Source organism: Hyphomicrobium sp. CS1BSMeth3 (assembly GCF_900117415.1).
Taxonomy (GTDB): Bacteria; Pseudomonadota; Alphaproteobacteria; order Rhizobiales; family Hyphomicrobiaceae.
Genome location: NZ_FPEI01000006.1, coordinates 1671702 through 1687855 on the forward strand (window position 1 = coordinate 1671702; position 16154 = coordinate 1687855).

The 16154-nt window shown below is 66.0% G+C and carries 13 protein-coding genes; 4 read left to right on the plus strand and 9 right to left on the minus strand.

Going from position 1 to position 16154, the window contains the following annotated elements:
• Positions 1 to 379 precede the first annotated feature (379 nt).
• Both CS1BSM3_RS22895 and CS1BSM3_RS22900 read right to left on the minus strand, forming a co-directional pair.
• Positions 380 to 1138, minus strand: coding sequence for an SDR family NAD(P)-dependent oxidoreductase (locus CS1BSM3_RS22895; RefSeq protein WP_072391377.1), 759 nt, complete (start codon positions 1136 to 1138; stop codon positions 380 to 382).
• A 409-nt stretch (positions 1139 to 1547) separates the two neighbouring features.
• Entirely contained in the window at positions 1548 to 1826 is a 279-nt protein-coding gene (locus CS1BSM3_RS22900) for a DUF1467 family protein (RefSeq protein WP_072391380.1), read from the minus strand.
• A 169-nt stretch (positions 1827 to 1995) separates the two neighbouring features.
• Here CS1BSM3_RS22900 and CS1BSM3_RS22905 point away from each other — a divergent pair, with 169 nt between their 5' ends.
• Positions 1996 to 2391, plus strand: a complete 396-nt coding sequence (locus CS1BSM3_RS22905; RefSeq protein ID WP_083528826.1) for a YbbN family protein — start codon at positions 1996 to 1998, stop codon at positions 2389 to 2391.
• Between the two features lie 99 nt (positions 2392 to 2490).
• Here CS1BSM3_RS22905 and CS1BSM3_RS22910 read toward each other — a convergent pair whose 3' ends face one another.
• Positions 2491 to 3906 carry a TadE/TadG family type IV pilus assembly protein gene (locus tag CS1BSM3_RS22910; RefSeq protein ID WP_072391383.1) on the minus strand — a complete coding sequence of 472 codons (1416 nt, stop codon included), beginning with the start codon at positions 3904 to 3906 and terminating at the stop codon, positions 2491 to 2493.
• 244 nt (positions 3907 to 4150) lie between these two features.
• Complete coding sequence (locus tag CS1BSM3_RS22915; protein WP_072391386.1) at positions 4151 to 5710, minus strand: pilus assembly protein; 1560 nt, start codon at positions 5708 to 5710, stop codon at positions 4151 to 4153.
• Positions 5711 to 5990: 280 nt separating this feature from the next.
• On the opposite strand from CS1BSM3_RS22915, the gene CS1BSM3_RS28375 reads away from it, so the two are divergent.
• The 3 genes from CS1BSM3_RS28375 (at position 5991) to CS1BSM3_RS22930 (ending at position 8260) form a co-directional block, all read left to right on the plus strand.
• On the plus strand, positions 5991 to 7343 hold the full coding sequence (locus CS1BSM3_RS28375) for a tetratricopeptide repeat protein (RefSeq protein ID WP_072391389.1): 1353 nt from the start codon (positions 5991 to 5993) through the stop codon (positions 7341 to 7343).
• Between the two features lie 75 nt (positions 7344 to 7418).
• Positions 7419 to 7769: a DUF6152 family protein gene (locus CS1BSM3_RS22925; protein WP_072391392.1), complete on the plus strand. Its 351-nt coding sequence runs from the start codon at positions 7419 to 7421 to the stop codon at positions 7767 to 7769.
• On the plus strand, positions 7769 to 8260 hold the full coding sequence (locus CS1BSM3_RS22930; protein ID WP_072391395.1) for a DUF6644 family protein: 492 nt from the start codon (positions 7769 to 7771) through the stop codon (positions 8258 to 8260). Before CS1BSM3_RS22925 ends, CS1BSM3_RS22930 begins: the two co-directional genes overlap by 1 nt.
• 19 nt (positions 8261 to 8279) lie before the next feature.
• On the opposite strand, the gene CS1BSM3_RS22935 is transcribed toward CS1BSM3_RS22930, so the two are convergent.
• The 5 genes from CS1BSM3_RS22935 to CS1BSM3_RS22955 form a co-directional block, all read right to left on the minus strand.
• A complete protein-coding gene (locus tag CS1BSM3_RS22935) occupies positions 8280 to 8747 on the minus strand; it encodes a GatB/YqeY domain-containing protein (protein ID WP_072394371.1) in 468 nt (155 codons plus the stop codon).
• Positions 8748 to 8906: 159 nt separating this feature from the next.
• Positions 8907 to 10907, minus strand: coding sequence for a DEAD/DEAH box helicase (locus tag CS1BSM3_RS22940; protein ID WP_083528983.1), 2001 nt, complete (start codon positions 10905 to 10907; stop codon positions 8907 to 8909).
• Between the two features lie 294 nt (positions 10908 to 11201).
• Complete coding sequence (locus CS1BSM3_RS22945) at positions 11202 to 12071, minus strand: TIGR01459 family HAD-type hydrolase (protein ID WP_083528827.1); 870 nt, start codon at positions 12069 to 12071, stop codon at positions 11202 to 11204.
• 292 nt (positions 12072 to 12363) lie between these two features.
• Positions 12364 to 14187 (minus strand): EAL domain-containing protein, encoded by a 1824-nt coding sequence (locus CS1BSM3_RS22950; protein WP_072391401.1) that lies wholly within the window; start codon positions 14185 to 14187, stop codon positions 12364 to 12366.
• 113 nt (positions 14188 to 14300) lie between these two features.
• Complete coding sequence (locus tag CS1BSM3_RS22955) at positions 14301 to 16142, minus strand: ABC-F family ATP-binding cassette domain-containing protein (protein ID WP_072391404.1); 1842 nt, start codon at positions 16140 to 16142, stop codon at positions 14301 to 14303.
• Positions 16143 to 16154: the final 12 nt, after the last annotated feature.

Sequence of the window (16154 nt, forward strand, 5' to 3'; positions counted from 1 at the left end):
CTTCGCAACCTTTCCGCAGTGCTATGCCCGCGGCGGTGGTTGGTTTTAGTGCCGCGAGCTGCTGGGAAGGGGTGCTTCGCCTCCTCCCGTCGTGCCATGCCCGCGGCGGCCGTGCGGACAGCGCTTGCGTGTGGTGCCCACTTCCCCTTCTCCCCGTCCTTACGGGGAGAAGGTCGGGATGAGGGGCGGCACACCTGCCAACGTTGGCGTATGCCGCTGCCCCTCACCCTAACCCTCTCCCCGCAAGCGGGGAGAGGGAACTACGGAGCGCTCGCGGCAAACTCCAAGTCCAAAAAAGGCGGGGGTGCGGGGGTGTCCCCCGCGCGGGTCGTAGGGCCTGCGGCCCTACTCGCGCCGAAGGCGCGACCGGGGGGCCGCATCAAACATGCTGCCCACCATTGATGTGCAGCTCGGCACCGTTCACGTAGCTCGATTGGTCCGTGCAGAGGAAATAGATCGCCTTTGCGACTTCCTCCGGCTCGCCGAGACGGCGCATCGGTATCTGCTCGTTCACGATGCGCTCGGTGCCCGGCGAGAGGATCGACGTATCGATCTCGCCCGGTGAGATCGCATTCACGCGCACGCCGCGCGGACCAAAGTCCGTCGCCATCTCGCGTGTCAAACCTGCAAGCGCCGACTTCGATGTCGCATAGGCCGCGCCCGCAAATGGATGCACGCGACTTCCTGCAATCGACGTCACGTTGACGACCGCGCCCTTTGCGCGCTCCAACTCGGCGAGCAATCCGCGCGCGAGCAGCACCGGCGCGAAGAAGTTCACCTGAAACACATGCTGCCAATCATCGAGCGGTGTATCGAGCGTGCCGAGGCGCGCACCACCCGCACCCTTCGGACTGATGCCGGCATTGTTCACGAGTGCATTGAGATACCCGCGCTGGTCCGCGAGGCGGCTGCGCATCTCGGCGATCGCGCGCGCGGTATCCGCAGGATCGGCGAGGTCGACCTGGATGTGATCCTCGGGTCCCATTTCCCAGGGGCAGTTCTCCGGAAAGGGATGACGCGAGCAGGTGATCACCCGCCAGCCCGCGGACGCAAAGCGCTTGACCGTGGCGTGGCCGATGCCACGCGAGGCCCCCGTCAGGATCAGTGTCTTTCGGTCGGCAGGGCTGCTGATGGGCATCGGGCTCCTCTCGCGACAGGGCGCGCGGCTGGTGGCCCCAGTTCGGCCATGTTCTACCTATCGCACGAACGGATGCTGCGGCGCAAAAGGCGAACAAAATCCGGCTACTTGGGCTGTTGATGGCAGGCGCAATCAAGGGCTGACAAGACGTCGCAGATGGGCTAGTGTCACATCCGCGTACGAAAAAGGGCCGTGAGACCACGTCTGGGGTCTTCGCATTGCCCAAGTCTAGGGAGCAGGCGGCGCACCTACGATCCCGGGACAGAGGATCGAGGACGCCAAGTGTGCGGTCCCCGTGGCCGCGAGTGGGAATGGCTAGCAATAGAGCGGTTCTTCAATCCGCTTGGTTCTCGGACTTCAGGAAAGCAGGGCCCTTCGCCTTGCTTTTTTTGTGTCCGAGATTCCGACTTCAGCGCACGCCCGGCGGGGCCACTGGATCGGGGAAATAGGCGCCGACGTCGATAAGGCCGCCCGCAAGAACCGCATAGACCAGAGCGAATACCGCCCCGGCCACCACCGTCGTGATGGCGAACGTGCGCAGCAAACGCGGCGCTACAGGCGCGCTCTCTGGCGTTCCGGGGACGATCTCGCCCACCTCGCCCTGCGTGCGCACGCCAAACGGCAGCACGGCAAACAGCACCGTCCACCAGATGATGAAGTAGAGCGCCAGCCCCAGCGTCAGGCTCATCGCCGTTCCTGCTTGCTTCCCGGATGGGTCTCAGTACGACGCCCGACGCCCCCCTCCAAGACATAATTAACGCACCCCCATGCGGCCGATCGGCCGAGCGGGCGCCACTGGCCCCGTTCCTGCATTTCACACTTCGCTAACTTCGTTGATCGTCCCCGGGGCCACTGCCGTGATCCGCCCGCTTGCCTCTCTACTGCTGAGTGCCGCCATTCTCGTGCCCGTGGGCGCCCCGCGCCCCGCTGGTGCGGCGACCGAGGTCACGCCCGACCCCGCGCCGGCCGTCGAGCTCATCGTGCTCGAGGCCCGCGGCTGTCCCATGTGCCAGCTCTTTCGGGACGAAATTGCCCCGCTCTATCGCGCCAGCGCCCGGGCGCGCCAGGCGCCGTTGCGCTTCGTCGATATAGCCCACACGGATATCGACACCCTCGGCCTCGCGGCACCCGTCGAGATCATCCCGACCGTGATCGTGATGCGCGACGGCGTGGAGATCGACCGCCTCGTCGGCTACACGGGCCCTGAGATCTTCATGCGGGCAGTCAGGCTCATGCTCGGCGAGAGCCCGTAGCTCCTCTTCTTCCTTTTCCCAAAAAGGAACAGGGCACCCCGAGAGGTGCCCTGTGTCTTGTTCCGAGGCGATCGCGACCGCCCCTGTCGGGGCTGGTCCTCAGCGCGAGAGGATCGGCGCCGCGATCGAGGTGGCGATATGCCGGAAGGCGTTGCGCAGCTCGTCGCCCGTGGTCGTGTTGTAGAACATGTGCGGCTCACTGGCGCAGCCACGGAGCGTGTCCACAGCCGCACCCGCACTGCCGAGACCAAAGCCCACCGTATAGACCGTGATGCCAGCGGCCTTCATGGCCGTGCACAGCGAGCGGGCCTGCGTCGTCGAGGTGCCGTTCGGCGACTTGCAGTTGGCGCCGCTGTTGCCCGTGTCACTGTCCGGGATGGTCGCACCGGCCGTCGTGGGCGTGGTGCTGTTGCAGTACTGATAGTTGTACTCACCGTCCGTCATCAGCACCGCGACCTTCTTGAGCAGCGGCTGGCCCTTCTCGCCGACCTGCTGGGTCATCGAATAGGGCTGCGGCTTGCTGGCGGCGGGCAGAACGCTGGCCCAGTTCGGCGACAGCAGGTACCAGGCCCAGGCCGTGCCGAGATGACCGGCTGTATTGCCGCTGGCCGCGAAGCTATTGATCACGGTCTTCAGCGAGTCCTTGTTGCTCGTCATCGGGACGATTGGCGCGGAAGGCACGCAAGCCGTATTGCTTCCAGTCTGATAGGCGCGAGGTATCGCATTGGTGCCCGTCGGCGCCACGTCGGTGAACGCGTTGGTCCCCGTGCGCTCGGACAAGCAGTACGTGCTGGTGCGATAGCGGGTCGACGTGCTGCCGCTCTTGAGCTTGAACGTCAGGCTGGACGTGGGATTGTAGGCAACCGACGAGCCGAGCGAACCCGCGTTGATCGCCGAGGAGAACGGCGCCAGGGCGACACGCGACGTGTACTCGCTCTGGTCGGACCAGATGACGATATCGATCAGATCCTTCGCGGCGGCCTTGAGATCCTCGATCTTCGAGCCAGCCATGGAGCCCGTGACGTCGAGCATCAGCGAGACTTCGAGGTTCGTGCCGGCATTGCCGCCACCGGCGATGAGAGCCTGGCCGCGCGTCTCGATCGTGATCGTGGGATGGTTGACGAAGCTCAGGAACGGCGTCTTGACCACGGTCTCACCGACCATGGTGAAAGTCGCAGCCACCATGTCCGGCGTGAACGAAATCACGCGCGAGGGATTGTAGGGCTTGTTCGAGTCGAACTGGGTGTACGCCTTCTGCTCGGCAAGCTGCAAATCGTTGTTGAGCTGCCAGACGCGGGCCGCCGCCAGCACGGAGCTGTCGACCGCCGCCTGCAACCGGGCGCGCGCCAACATCGCGCGGCCGTAGTCCACGGCGCTGCCGACGATCGTGAAGATGATGAAAACCGTCAGGCCGAACATGATGGCCACGGAGCCGCGGTGATCTCTTCCGAGCCCGCGCGTCCGCGCCGATGCCCGCCGCAGCCAAGCAGCCCGCCAATTTACAAACGCGAACATGACGCAAACCTCATACAGGACCCCGCCCGTACGATGACAAATAGATCTGCGCCGTTGATTTTCTCTTAATTAGATCCCTGACAATTCCATGCAATTTTCTCTTTTATTCAAGTTGCATCATTTAAGTAAATAAATTGCAGCCCTGCAATTAGCAATTTGTTTGCCATGAACGCCATGCGCCATCGGAATCAGAAAGGGGCACCCCATGGGTGCCCCTTTCAATGTAACGCCGGTGTGCCTGAGGTCACTGCGAGACGTAGAGCGAGGCAATGGACGTGGCAATGTGCCGGAAGGCGCTCCTCAGCTCGGTGCCTGTCTGGGTATTGTAGAAGAGCTTGCCAGGCTTGCTGAAGTGACCGTCATCGGACGCGCACGCCCTGAGCAGATCGACCTGCGCACCGCTCGCACCGAGTCCGAAGCCCACGGTGTAGACGATGATGCCGGCCTTCTTCATTGCCGTGCACAGCGACTGCGCCTGGGCGCTCGAGCTGCCGAGTGCCGACGTGCAGTTACCTTTCTCGCTGTTGCCGGGTCCCGCATTGCGATCGGGGATGGAGGCGCCGGTCACCTTCGAGCCGCCGTCGCAGAACTGCATGTTGTATTCACCGTCCGTCATCAGCACGGCGAACTTCCTGACGCTGCCCGTATGCGACGATGCGGGGCAACTCTCCCAGCTCGTGCAGCTCGAGGGCAGCGAGGGATAGGCCGCCGGACGGCCGTCGGCATGTACGTTCGAGGCAATGCCCGACCACCACCTCGGCGAGAGCATGTACCACGCCCATGCGGTGCCGAGATTGCCGCCCGTGTAGCCGTCGGCCTTCAGGCTGTCGATCAGCGCATTCAGGGCCTGCTTGTTGTTCGAAAGCGGCATGACCTCGGCTGTCGGCTGGCAATTGCTCACGCTGGCGCTCGAGTAGTAGACGACGGGGAGACGCGCGTTGCCGGTCGGCGTCGCATCCGTATAGGAATCGCTACCCTGGCGCTCGGATACGCAATAGGCATAGGGATCGACCTTGTCCTTCGTATCCTTCGGCCGGTACCAGTCGCGGCTTTTGCCGTCACGGAAAGCGAACGAAACCTTGTCGGCAGGGCTATAAGCAATGGCCTTGCCGAGCTGCTTGCCCGCGTTCACCGCATGCGAGAAGGGGACGACGGCAACGCGCGAGGTGTGCTCTCTCTGATCATCCCACACGAGAATCTTGATGAGGTCCTTGGCCGCCTCTCTCAGATCCGCGATCTTGCTGCCGGCCATCGAGCCTGTGATGTCGAGCATCATCGCGACTTCGATGCTGTAGCCGTCATTGCCGCCACCGCCACCGCCGCGACACCCGACGCAGAACTTCGCCTGCGCACGCGTTGCAATCCGCAGCGGCTGGCCGTCGAGCATGAGGCTCAGGAACGGCGCCTTGACTTCGGCCGTCGCCTCGACAGTCAGCGTGTTGTTCTGCATGTCGGGCTCGAGCTTGGTGAGCTTCGCATCGACGCCCTCGGGCTTCATGGCGTCGAAGTGCGCAATCGCCTTTTTCTGGGCGAGCGTCATGTCCTGTTCGAGCTGCCAGACGCGTGCGGCAGCGAGCACTGTGCTGTCGATGGTCGCCTGCAAGCGGTCACGCGCCAGGAGGGCCCGCCCATAGTCGACAGCGCTACCCACGACGGAAACGACGACAAATACGGAGAGGCCGAACATGATCGCGACCGAACCGCGTCGATCGCGCGCCAACCGCGCAATCACGTCGGTCGAGAAAATCCGCCGCGGCGATCTGCTGGTCGGCAGGCCAAAATCAGATTTCCGGAACCCGAGCACACGCAATCTCCTGACAAACTGAACGCATATGTCGGAGCTATAGGCAGGAGGTGTGGATGGGCCATTAACACATTAATGCCAGAGCCGCTCATTTAGAGAATAAATATTCTTTCAGTAAAATAATACCAAAAATCCGATCATTTCTCCTAACCTGATATTCACCATCCAAGACGCCCCGCCGGCCGAAGTGCCGAACGCCGCCCCTGCGCGTTCCTAGTTGGCCTTGCCGGCCGACCGCTTTACCTTCTCTGGGCGAACGATTGCCCGCGCGAGGAGGCCCATGACCCACTCCGACCTGCATGACCTGCGTCTCACGACCGCCAGCGCCGCAGCGGCTGAGGCTTTCAATACGACCGTGCTCGGCTACCTCCGCTACCGCACGGACGTCAGTGCAAACCTCAAGGCAACGCTCGACGCCGACCCGGACTTTGCCCTCGCCCACGTCATGAAGGGCTACCTCATGATGCTCTCCTTCAAGGAGGCGAATGTCCCGATGGCCGTGGCGGCGCTCAAGACTGCCGACGGGCTCATTGGCGGGACCACGCCCCGTGAGCAGGCGCATGCGGCCGGGCTTCGTGCCTGGACGGAGGGTGACCTCGACCGCACGCTCGCCATCTGGGAACAGATCCTCGACGAGTACCCCCACGACATCCTTGCCTTGCGCCTGCACCACTTCAATGCCTTCTGGCTCGGCCGCCCCGGCGCCATGGCGCGCGAGGTCGAGAAGGCCCTGCCGCGCTACAGCCGTGATCTTGCGGGCTGGGGCACGCTGCTCGCCTGCCGCTGTTTCGCGCACGAGGAGCTGGGCAATTACACGCTCGCCGAGGCGGCGGGCCGCGACGCCATCGATGTCGACAAGGGCGACCTCTGGGCCGCCCACGCCGTGGCGCATATCCTCGAGATGCAGGGCCGTTGTGCGGAGGGCATCGACTGGCTTGCCGGCCTCGAGCCCCACTGGGAGGGCGCCAACAACCTGAAGCATCACCTGTGGTGGCACCGCGGGCTCTATCATTTCGAGCGCGGCGAGTTCGACGCCGTGCTTAGCCTGTACGATCGCCACTTCCGCAATCTCGCGTCCCCCATCACGGAAGCGCAGCCCGATCTCTACATCGACGTCCAGAATGCGGCCTCCATGCTCTTCCGCCTCGAGCGCCTGGGCGTCGACGTCGGCAGCCGGTGGAATGAGATTGCCGACAAGGCCGAGACGCGCATCGGCGACTGTCTCTCGCCCTTCACATTGCCGCACTGGATGATGGCACTCGCGGCAACACGCCGTTTCGAGGCGGGTGGGCGAATGCTCGAAGCCATGCGCAAGTATGCGACGACTGCCGGCACGCTCAATGCGCGCCTCGTTGCGGACTATGCCCTTCCGATCAGCGAAGCCGTCCTGCTGAGAGCCAAAGGCGAGCCCGCGGCCGCAGTCCGCATCATGCGCCCGTCTATCGGCGGCATGTACCGTCTCGGCGGCAGCCACGCGCAGCAGGATGTGCTGGAGCAGCTCTTCCTCGACTGTGCCGTCGCCGCCGGATCGAACGACGACGTCGCACTCATCCTCGCGCGTGTGGCCGGTCGTCATCCCGTGCCGCCGGAACGGCGCATGGGCTACAAGCACGCCGCGCACACGCTCTCGTGAGCGCCTGCGCCGGCTAACATGCCCCGTGATCGCGTGTAAAATGAGCTGATGGAAGGCTGCTCGAGGAGACTAACGATGCTCAAGCGTCTCGCGCTCGCCGCAGGTCTGCTGGCTCTGTGGCCCGCGCTGCTCCATGCCCATCACGGCTGGGGCAGCTACGATGCCAAGAACCCCATCACCGTCACCGGCAAGATCCTCACGTCCGTCTACGAGAACCCGCACGCGACGATCACCGTGCAGGGCGCCGACAAGGTCTGGACCGTGACGCTCGCGCCCACCTCGCGTATGCGCAATCGCGGCGCGCTCCCGGAGCTCGTGGCCGTCGGCACCGAAATCTCGGCCTACGGCTATCCCTCGACGGTCGACCCTGGCGAGATGCGCGCCGAGCGGATCACCGCCGGCGGCAAGACCATCGAGATGCGCTGATGAATGCCGCGGCGCCGGGTTTTCTCGTTGCGCTCGAGAGTTCGGAGCTCGGCGCGCTCATCCGCCAATCCGCATGGATCTATCCCACCGCCAACATCACCCACGTCGTCGCGATCGTGCTCTTCGCCGGCGCGATCGCGGTGATGGATGTGCGGCTCATGGGCGGCATGGCGGGCTCCGATCCGGCGCGTGTCGTACGCGGCGCGCGCCGCGCCGCCGTCCTCGCGCTCATCATCGTGCTCTTGTCGGGCGCGGTCCTCTTCACGGCAGAGGCGAGCCATGTCGCGCTCAACGGCATCTTCCAACTGAAGATGGCCCTCATCGCGTTCGGGATCGTGCACGCATTCTTCGTCGGCAACCGTGCGGTCAGGGCCCTCGATGCGCTCGGCCCACAAGCGCCGATGCCGGCATTTGCCCGCTTCGCCGGCGCCCTCTCCATGCTGACATGGCTCGGCGTCGTCGGCCTCGGCCGCTACATTGCGTACAATTGAGTGGTGATGGTGGCGCGGCTCAGAGCAGCTCTTTGACGAGCGTGCTCGCCTTGGCAAAGTCCATCTGGCCGCGATAGCGCTCGCGCAGCACGGCCATCACGCGGCCCATGTCCTTGACGCTCGCCGCGCCAGTCTCCGCGATCACGTTCTTGATGGCGCTCTTCGTCTCATCGTCATCGAGTTGGCGCGGGAGAAACTCGGAGATGACCGTGATCTCCTCCGCCTCTTTCTGCGCGAGCTCGAGGCGACCGGCTTCCTCGTAGATGCGGATGCTCTCGCGGCGCTGCTTGATCATGGTGGCAAGAAGCTGCGCGATCTCGGCGTCGCTGATGCGGCACGTCTGAGCGCCCGCATCGCCGCTCTTGCTGAGGATCGCGAGGTCGCGGTCCTTGATCGCGGCCAGGATCAAACGGATCGTGCCGAGGCGGGCTTTGTCCTGCGCCCGCATGGCAGCTTTCATGGCGGCGTTCAGCTCATCGCGCATCAGTGTGCTCCCGGGCTTTGGCCAACACGCAGCGCAGGCACGCGCGGGACGACCCAGCTTGGTGCGCGCCGCCACGAGTGGCGGCACGATTATCGACCTTTTAGCTCGTCGCGGCCAGATACTCTTACGTGACCACATGACACTGCTCGTTGAAGCCTCTTGCTAACGCTCCGCACGCGGCGCGGCGCGGCCACGACCCTGGCCACCATCGCGCTGGCGATCTCTGTTGCGCTTGTGCGGGGGGCGTGCCGGGGAGCGATCTCGGCGCGTCTCCTCGTCATGAACGCCGCTGCCACGTGTCCAGTTGCGCCAGGGCTGCGGCGCATCCTTGCCAGGCGCGGGGTTCCGCTGCGCATCGCCCGCATGGCGGGTGTCGGCATTCCTCTGCGGACGGCCATTGCCGTTCGACCGTTCACCGTGACGCCCGCCGTCACGCGCTGCACCGCCGGCATGGCGGCCCTCCCCGCTCCGCGATGCATGACCATTTCCGTGCGGCCGGTCACCATGGCGTGGGTGGCTGCGCGGCGCGTCGCCGGTGCGTCGGGCATCTCTGTCACGCGGCGCATGGCCATGACCGTTCGGACGCTCGCCGTGACGTGCGCCATTGCGCGGCTCATCTCCCGCACGACGCGCATCCCTGTCGCGCGGCGCATGTCCGTGGCCGTTCGGACGCTCACCGTGGCGCGCGCCGTCATGCGGTGCGTCACCGCCGCGGCGGGCATCTCCGTGGCGCGATGCATGTCCGTGCTGCCGGTCGGCGTGGCGCGCACCATCGCGCGGTGCGTCGCCGTCTCTGTTCGGCCGGTCACCATGGCGCGGGCCATTGCGCCCGCCGTGAGGGGCGCCGCTGCGCCTGGGCGCACCCGTACGCTCCTCTCGATGCGGCCGGGCCTCATGCCGGGAGCGTTCCCTACGCGGTGCTCCGTCACGCGGCGCCCTGTCGCGAGGCGGGCGTGATGCGCCGTTGTGGCGTGCCCCCTCCTCCTCCGCAGGCTCGCCTGGCGCTTCGCTTATTGCTGGCCCCTCGATGAAGCCGGCCGCGCTGACGACGCTCAGCCGTGTGCCCGTGAGCCGCTCGATATCGCGGAGGTACTCGCGCTCGTCCGGCGCACAGAGCGCAATGGCCACGCCCTCGGCGCCGGCGCGCGCCGTGCGGCCAATGCGGTGCACGTAGCTCTCGGGAATATTCGGCAGCTCGTAGTTGATGACGTGCGTGATCTCGTCGATGTCGATACCGCGCGCCGCAATGTCGGTCGCCACCAGGACGCGGGTAAAGCCCTTGCGGAAACTGTCGAGCGCCGACTGGCGCTGGCCCTGGCTCTTGTTGCCATGGATGGCGTGCACGCCAATGCCGATGTGCTCGATGGCCTTGGAAACGCGGTCAGCACCACGCTTCGTGCGCGTGAACACGATCACGCGCCGCATGGCGGGATCCTGCAGCAAGCGGGCAAGAGCCTCGCGCTTCGCGCCCGCCGAAATGAAAATGACCTTCTGGTCGATGCGGTCGACAGTCTTGCCGGCGCGCGCGATCTCGACGCGGACCGGATCCTTGAGCATGTCGGCGGCGAGCTGCGCGATGTCCTGCGGCATGGTCGCCGAGAAGAGGAGCGTGTGGCGCTCCGCCGGCACGAGCTTGAGAATGCGCCGCACGTCGCGCACGAAGCCCATATCGAGCATCCGGTCCGCTTCATCGAGGATGAAGGTACGGATCTTGTCCAGGCGCAGGTGGCGCTGGTCGATGAGATCGAGCAGACGGCCCGGCGTCGCGACGAGAATGTCGACGCCGCGCGCGATCGCCGTCACCTGAGGCCGCTGGCCGACGCCGCCGAAGATCACCGTGTGCGAGATCCGCACATGGCGGCCGTAGGCATGGATGCTCTCGCCGATCTGAATGGCGAGCTCGCGCGTCGGCGCAAGAATCAGCGCGCGCGGTGCGCCCGGCTGCGGGCGCCCGCCTTCGGCAGTAAGGCGATGCAGCAGCGGCAGCACGAATGCCGCCGTCTTGCCGGTGCCCGTCTCGGCGAGACCGAGCAGATCGCGGCCTTCGAGCAGGGCGGGAATGGACTTCGCCTGGATGGGCGTCGGGTGGGTGTACTCTGCGTCGCTCAATGCACGCAGCAAGGGCTCGGCGAGGCCGAGCTCGGCAAAATTCGGAGTGGTCACGAAGTCTATGGCTTTCTGCGCCGGCCGCCGGGGCACGAAGCCAATCCGGCCGGTTTCCTAGGGCGCTGTTGGCCCTGGGCTGCGCACCGCAGCTAAGGCCGGATTATGCGATGAACATCCCGGAGAGAACACTGTACGCTTCGCCGGCAATCTCTTACGGGAGCCACGTGCGAAGCAGCAGAGCGCTTGGCGCGCTCGCGGGACGACACGCGTCATATGGGTGATTTGCCCGCCGGGGTCAATCGATTTCGCAAGTGCAGCAATTATGCCGCAGAATTGAAAAATCCGCTGAATTTACCAGGCGAGGGCCTCGAGCGCGGCGATCGGCGGAGCGGCGTGTCCGGCAAAGAGCCGGGCCAGAATGGCCTCGTCGAGTGCGTCCGCGCCGGCAACGTGCAGTGCGCTCGCGATAAACACGGACCTGAGGCCGGCTGCGGCGGCCCCCGCAATGTCGGTCTTGATGCCATCGCCGATCGCCAGGATACGGGCCGTCTCGAGCGGACCTCCGCGCACTTCGCCGATCAGCTCACGGGCGCGCGCATAGATCGGCGGATGCGGCTTGCCGGCATAGGCGACCTCGCCGCCGAGTGCCTCGTAGGCGGCCGCGAGCGCGCCCGCGCAGTGCACGAGACGATTGCCGCGCTCGACCACCAGATCAGGGTTCACACAGATCATCGGCTGATGGCGCGCCCGCATGGCGGCCAGCAGATCGCGGTAGTCGTCGGGGGTCTCGTGGTCGTCCTCGATAAGGCCGGTGCACACGACGACCGCGGCATCCTTCAGCGGCGCAAAATCCACATCGAGGCCGGCGAACGTGCCGAGATAGCGATCCGGCCCGAGGTGATGCACAGGCTTGCCGGTCCAGGCCGAAATGAGCGCGCGCGTGACGTCGCCGGATGTCACGATGGCATCATAGGCCGAACGCGGCACGCCGAGCTCGTCGAGATGCGCCGTCACTTCCTCGCCCGTCGATGGCGCATTGCTGACGAGCACAATTGTGCCGCCGCCCGCACGGAACTTCACGCAAGCCTCTCCCGCAGCCGGATAGGCGTGCGCGCCATCGTGGAAGACGCCCCACACATCGCTGATCCAGGCATCGGACGCGCCGGCGAGCGGCGCGATCGAGCGCAGCAAGGGTATGTGCGGGCCAGCCTTGTTCTGCATCCCGCCTCCGCGATGGATGATGTGTGGATCGAGAGTTTTCGCCGGGACAGCACGAGCTCGAACGCGCCGCGGGCCGCCACAGCCTTAGCCGGGCGGCCCGCGCGGTTCAAGTTGCAGCACGCACGCGATCTAGCGTGATGATCGAGAAATTCGTCAGATCTCGCGGCGCGGTATGGAGCGAATTTCTCGATCTGAATCACACTAGCAAGTTTATGATTCTAGTGTCCCTTTTGATTCCGAAGTTCGCTCGGGACGCCAGCATCGAGGCTAAGCGAACTTCGGAATCGGGACACTAGGCGGCGCTGGACTGGCGTGCCGATCGGTCCTGGCGGATGGCGCGCGGTCCGCCGAAAAGCCGGCCCTGCCCGAGCAGCGCACCGAAGCCCAGTACCTTGACCAGCTCGCGTTCCTCGCCAATGCGGCTGACGATGAGCGTGAAACCGAGGCCCGAGAGATGCCGGCAGAGATCGGCCGCCGGCACGAAGCCGTGCGGTGCTGGCAGGCCCTGCAGGAAGACCTGGGCATCGAGGCGCACGAACTCGAAACCGCGATCCGCCAGCTCCTCGAAGTCCATATCGAGGTCGACGACGTCGACCAGTGCGTAGCGCAATCCGGCGTCGGCAAGCGCCGTCAGCGCCGCCCAGTGAGCTGGACCGAACGCGCGCACTTCCGATTGCGCAATCGACATCACCAGCCGTGCGCCGAGCGTCATGTCGGGCGCCAGGGCACCACTCAACGCCGCATGGAAACCGCCATCGCGCAGCGACTCGCCGGACGCAACCGAGAACAGGTCGGCATAGGCGCCGCGCGCCGCAAACTCTCCGGCGAGCCGTACGGTCTCGCTGAACGTCAGAGCCTCGATGCGCGGCACGAGCCCAGTACCGGCCAGGACACCGACCAGAGCCTGCGGGTCGAAGATCTCGCCGTCTTCGCTGCGCAGGCGCACCGACACCTCGAAATGACGCGCCTTGCGGTCGTCGAGACCCAGGATCGGCTCGAGGCAGAGATCGATGCGAGATGCATCGATGGCGTCCTCGAGTTCTTCGTACAGGCCCGGTGGTACGGCAAGTGGCGCGCTCGGTGCCACACTCCTTGCAGCCGGAGCCGCCAGGCTCTCCCGCATGTCGCCGGCCATGTCACGGAGCGCGCCGACCTGATCCTCGACGAATTCGAGAGCCGGTGCGGCCGGAGCAGGAGGCGACGCCAGCGGCATGGACGCAGCCGGCGCAACGGGCGCACGCGGCGCCTCCAGTTTGGCTGGCGGCCCGTTGATCTGATCGGCGAGCCCCTTGATGAGGGACTGCATGATCGCGATGTCCTGCGCGCGCGGATCCTCCGCTTGGGACACCTCGCGCTGCGCCTCCACGGCGGGCAAAAATCCCGCCGGCTTCTCCGATGCGAGCGCGGCCAATCCCTGAGCACGCGGACGCGCCGGAAGCGGCGGCGGCGCGCGCATTCCCGCGGGGCTCGGCGCCGGCTTCTTTGCCTGGGGCGGGGCGGCAGCAGGCGCTTGACGTGAGGCGGCTGGCCCTGTTGTCGGCTTCGGAGCGACAGGCGGCGGCGCCGTCACGGGCTTGGCTTTCGCGAGGTCGCCCGCCCGCGGCACGGGCTTGGCATCGTCGCGCGCACCTTTGGCTGCGTTCGCGCCCAGTGCGGGCTCGCTCTTCGGCGGCTCGACCTTGGGCGCCTCCGGCAGCCGTGAGCGTGGAGCTTCGGGCAGAGGCCCGCGCTCCATGATGCGCGGCGGCGGGCGGTCCATCGGCGGCCCCGCCATGCGCGGCAGCTCACGCTGTGCCTCCACGGGACGCCGCGCACCGACGAGACGGCGCAGGGCCTCGTTCTCGTCCGCAAGGTGCGCCAGCTCACCGCTGAGGTCCGCCGCTTCCTGACCGCGACGCACGAGCGCGTGCACGACCAGCAAGCACCAGTAAGTGGTGAGCGCGATGATGATCGCGGGCAGCAGCCCAAAGCCGAAGCTCGTGCGCAGCGCCATGCCCAGCGCCGCAATCACGATCATCATCGAAATGTGAACAGTAACCTCGCGCAACCAGCCACTCGAGCCGGTCTCTGCCGGTTCTTCGAGAGCGTCGGCGTCGTAAGCTGCGGTATGTGTCATCCCCGCACGCCGCCTCCAGTGATTCGACCTGCTGAGAGTGTTCTCGTAGAGCCTCTGATTCGCAATCCGCGAGGGCCGTGCTGTCACCAGAAAAAGGCCTAAAAATCGGCAGTTCAGCGCTTTGTCGTCGCGCGGTGGTGCGCGATCTCATCACGTAGCAGCTCGAGTTCGAGCCACGCGTGCTCCGCCTCGGCGAGCTCGGCCTCGGCGCGCGCGAGGCGGGTCGTCGATTCGTTGAAGGCTGCGGGGTCACGCGCAAAGAGATTCGGATCCGCCAGACGGCGTCCGAGCGCGGCAATCTCGCTCTCGAGCGCCGCGATCTGCTTGGGCAGGGCTTCCAGCGCTTGTGTCTGCTTGTAGCTGAGCTTGCGCTGCGGGGCAGGCGAAGCGGCCGTCTCCTGTGATGGCTGCTCGGTTGTATCCGCCGTGCGCGGTGCAGCGCGCTGTTTCGCCTGCGGCTCCTGGCTGCCGCCGCGCTGCACGAGCATGTCGGAATAGCCGCCCGCATACTCGATCCAACGCCCATCCCCCTCGGCGGCCAGCACGCTCGTCGCCACGCGATCGAGAAAATCGCGATCATGGCTGACGAGGAGCACCGTGCCGGCGTAGTCGGCGAGCAGCTCCTGCAGGAGGTCGAGCGTTTCGAGATCGAGATCGTTGGTCGGCTCGTCGAGCACCAGCATGTTGGACGGCCGCGCGAGCGCGCGCGCAAGCATGAGCCGTCCGCGCTCGCCGCCCGAGAGGACGCTCAGCGGCGTGCGCGCCTGCTCCGGCGCGAAGAGGAAGTCCTTCATGTAACCAATGACATGACGCGCGGCGCCATTGACGATCACCTGATCGCCGCGCCCCCCGGTCAGCGCATCGGCGAGTGTCCAGTCCGGCTTCAATTGCTCGCGGCGCTGATCGAGCGTGACCATTTCGAGGTTCGTGCCGAGCTTGATCGTGCCGCTGTCGGGCGCGAGGGCGCCGGTCAGCATCGCAAGAAGCGTCGTCTTGCCGGCGCCGTTCGGTCCGATGATTCCGAGCCGGTCGCCGCGCGCGATGCGCAGCGAGAGATCGCGCACGATCGGGCGGTCGTCGAAACTCTTGGAGATGTTCTCGGCCTCGATCACCAGCTTGCCCGAGGTGCCACCCTCGCTCACGGCAAAGCGCACATTGCCCACAGGGCCACGTGCATCTTTGCGCTCGGCGCGCAGCTTGCGCAGCTCGGCAACGCGGCGCACGTTGCGCTTCCTCCGCGCGGTCACGCCGCCGTGCATCCAGCTCTCCTCGCGTGCGATCTTGCGATCGAGCTTGTGGCGATCGAGCTCCTCCTGCTCGATGACCTCGTCGCGCCACCCCTCGAAGGCGGCAAAGCCCTTGTCGAGGCGCCGGGCGATGCCGCGGTCGATCCAGACGGTCGTGCGCGTCAGGGTCTCGAGAAAGCGCCGGTCATGGCTGATGAGAACGATGGCTGCTCGCTGGCTCCCGAGCTCCTTTTCGAGCCATTCGATGGCCGGAAGATCGAGATGGTTGGTGGGCTCATCGAGCAGCAGCACATCCGGGCTCGCAGCGAGCGCGCGGGCGATGGCAGCACGCCGCGCCTCGCCGCCCGAGATTTGCGCCGGGTCCTCGCTGCCGCTGAGGCCGAGTATTTCAAGCGCCGATTGCGCGAGATAGGCGCCCTCCCCCTCGGCGAGGCCCGCTTCGACATAGGCCGCGACACTCTCGAAGCCGGAGAGGTCCGCCTCCTGGGGCAGGTAGGCGACGCGCGCGCCGGGATGCACGAAGCGCTCGCCCTGATCCGGCACAACCAGCCCTGCTGCAATTTTGAGCAGCGTCGACTTGCCGGAGCCATTGCGGCCGACGAGGCCGATGCGGTCGCCAGCGCGCACGGAGAGGTCGGCGCCGGAGAGCAGCGCGGTCGTACCGAAGGTCAGGTGGATGCCGGAAAGGCGGATGAGCTCGATGGCCATGCCGCGTATCTA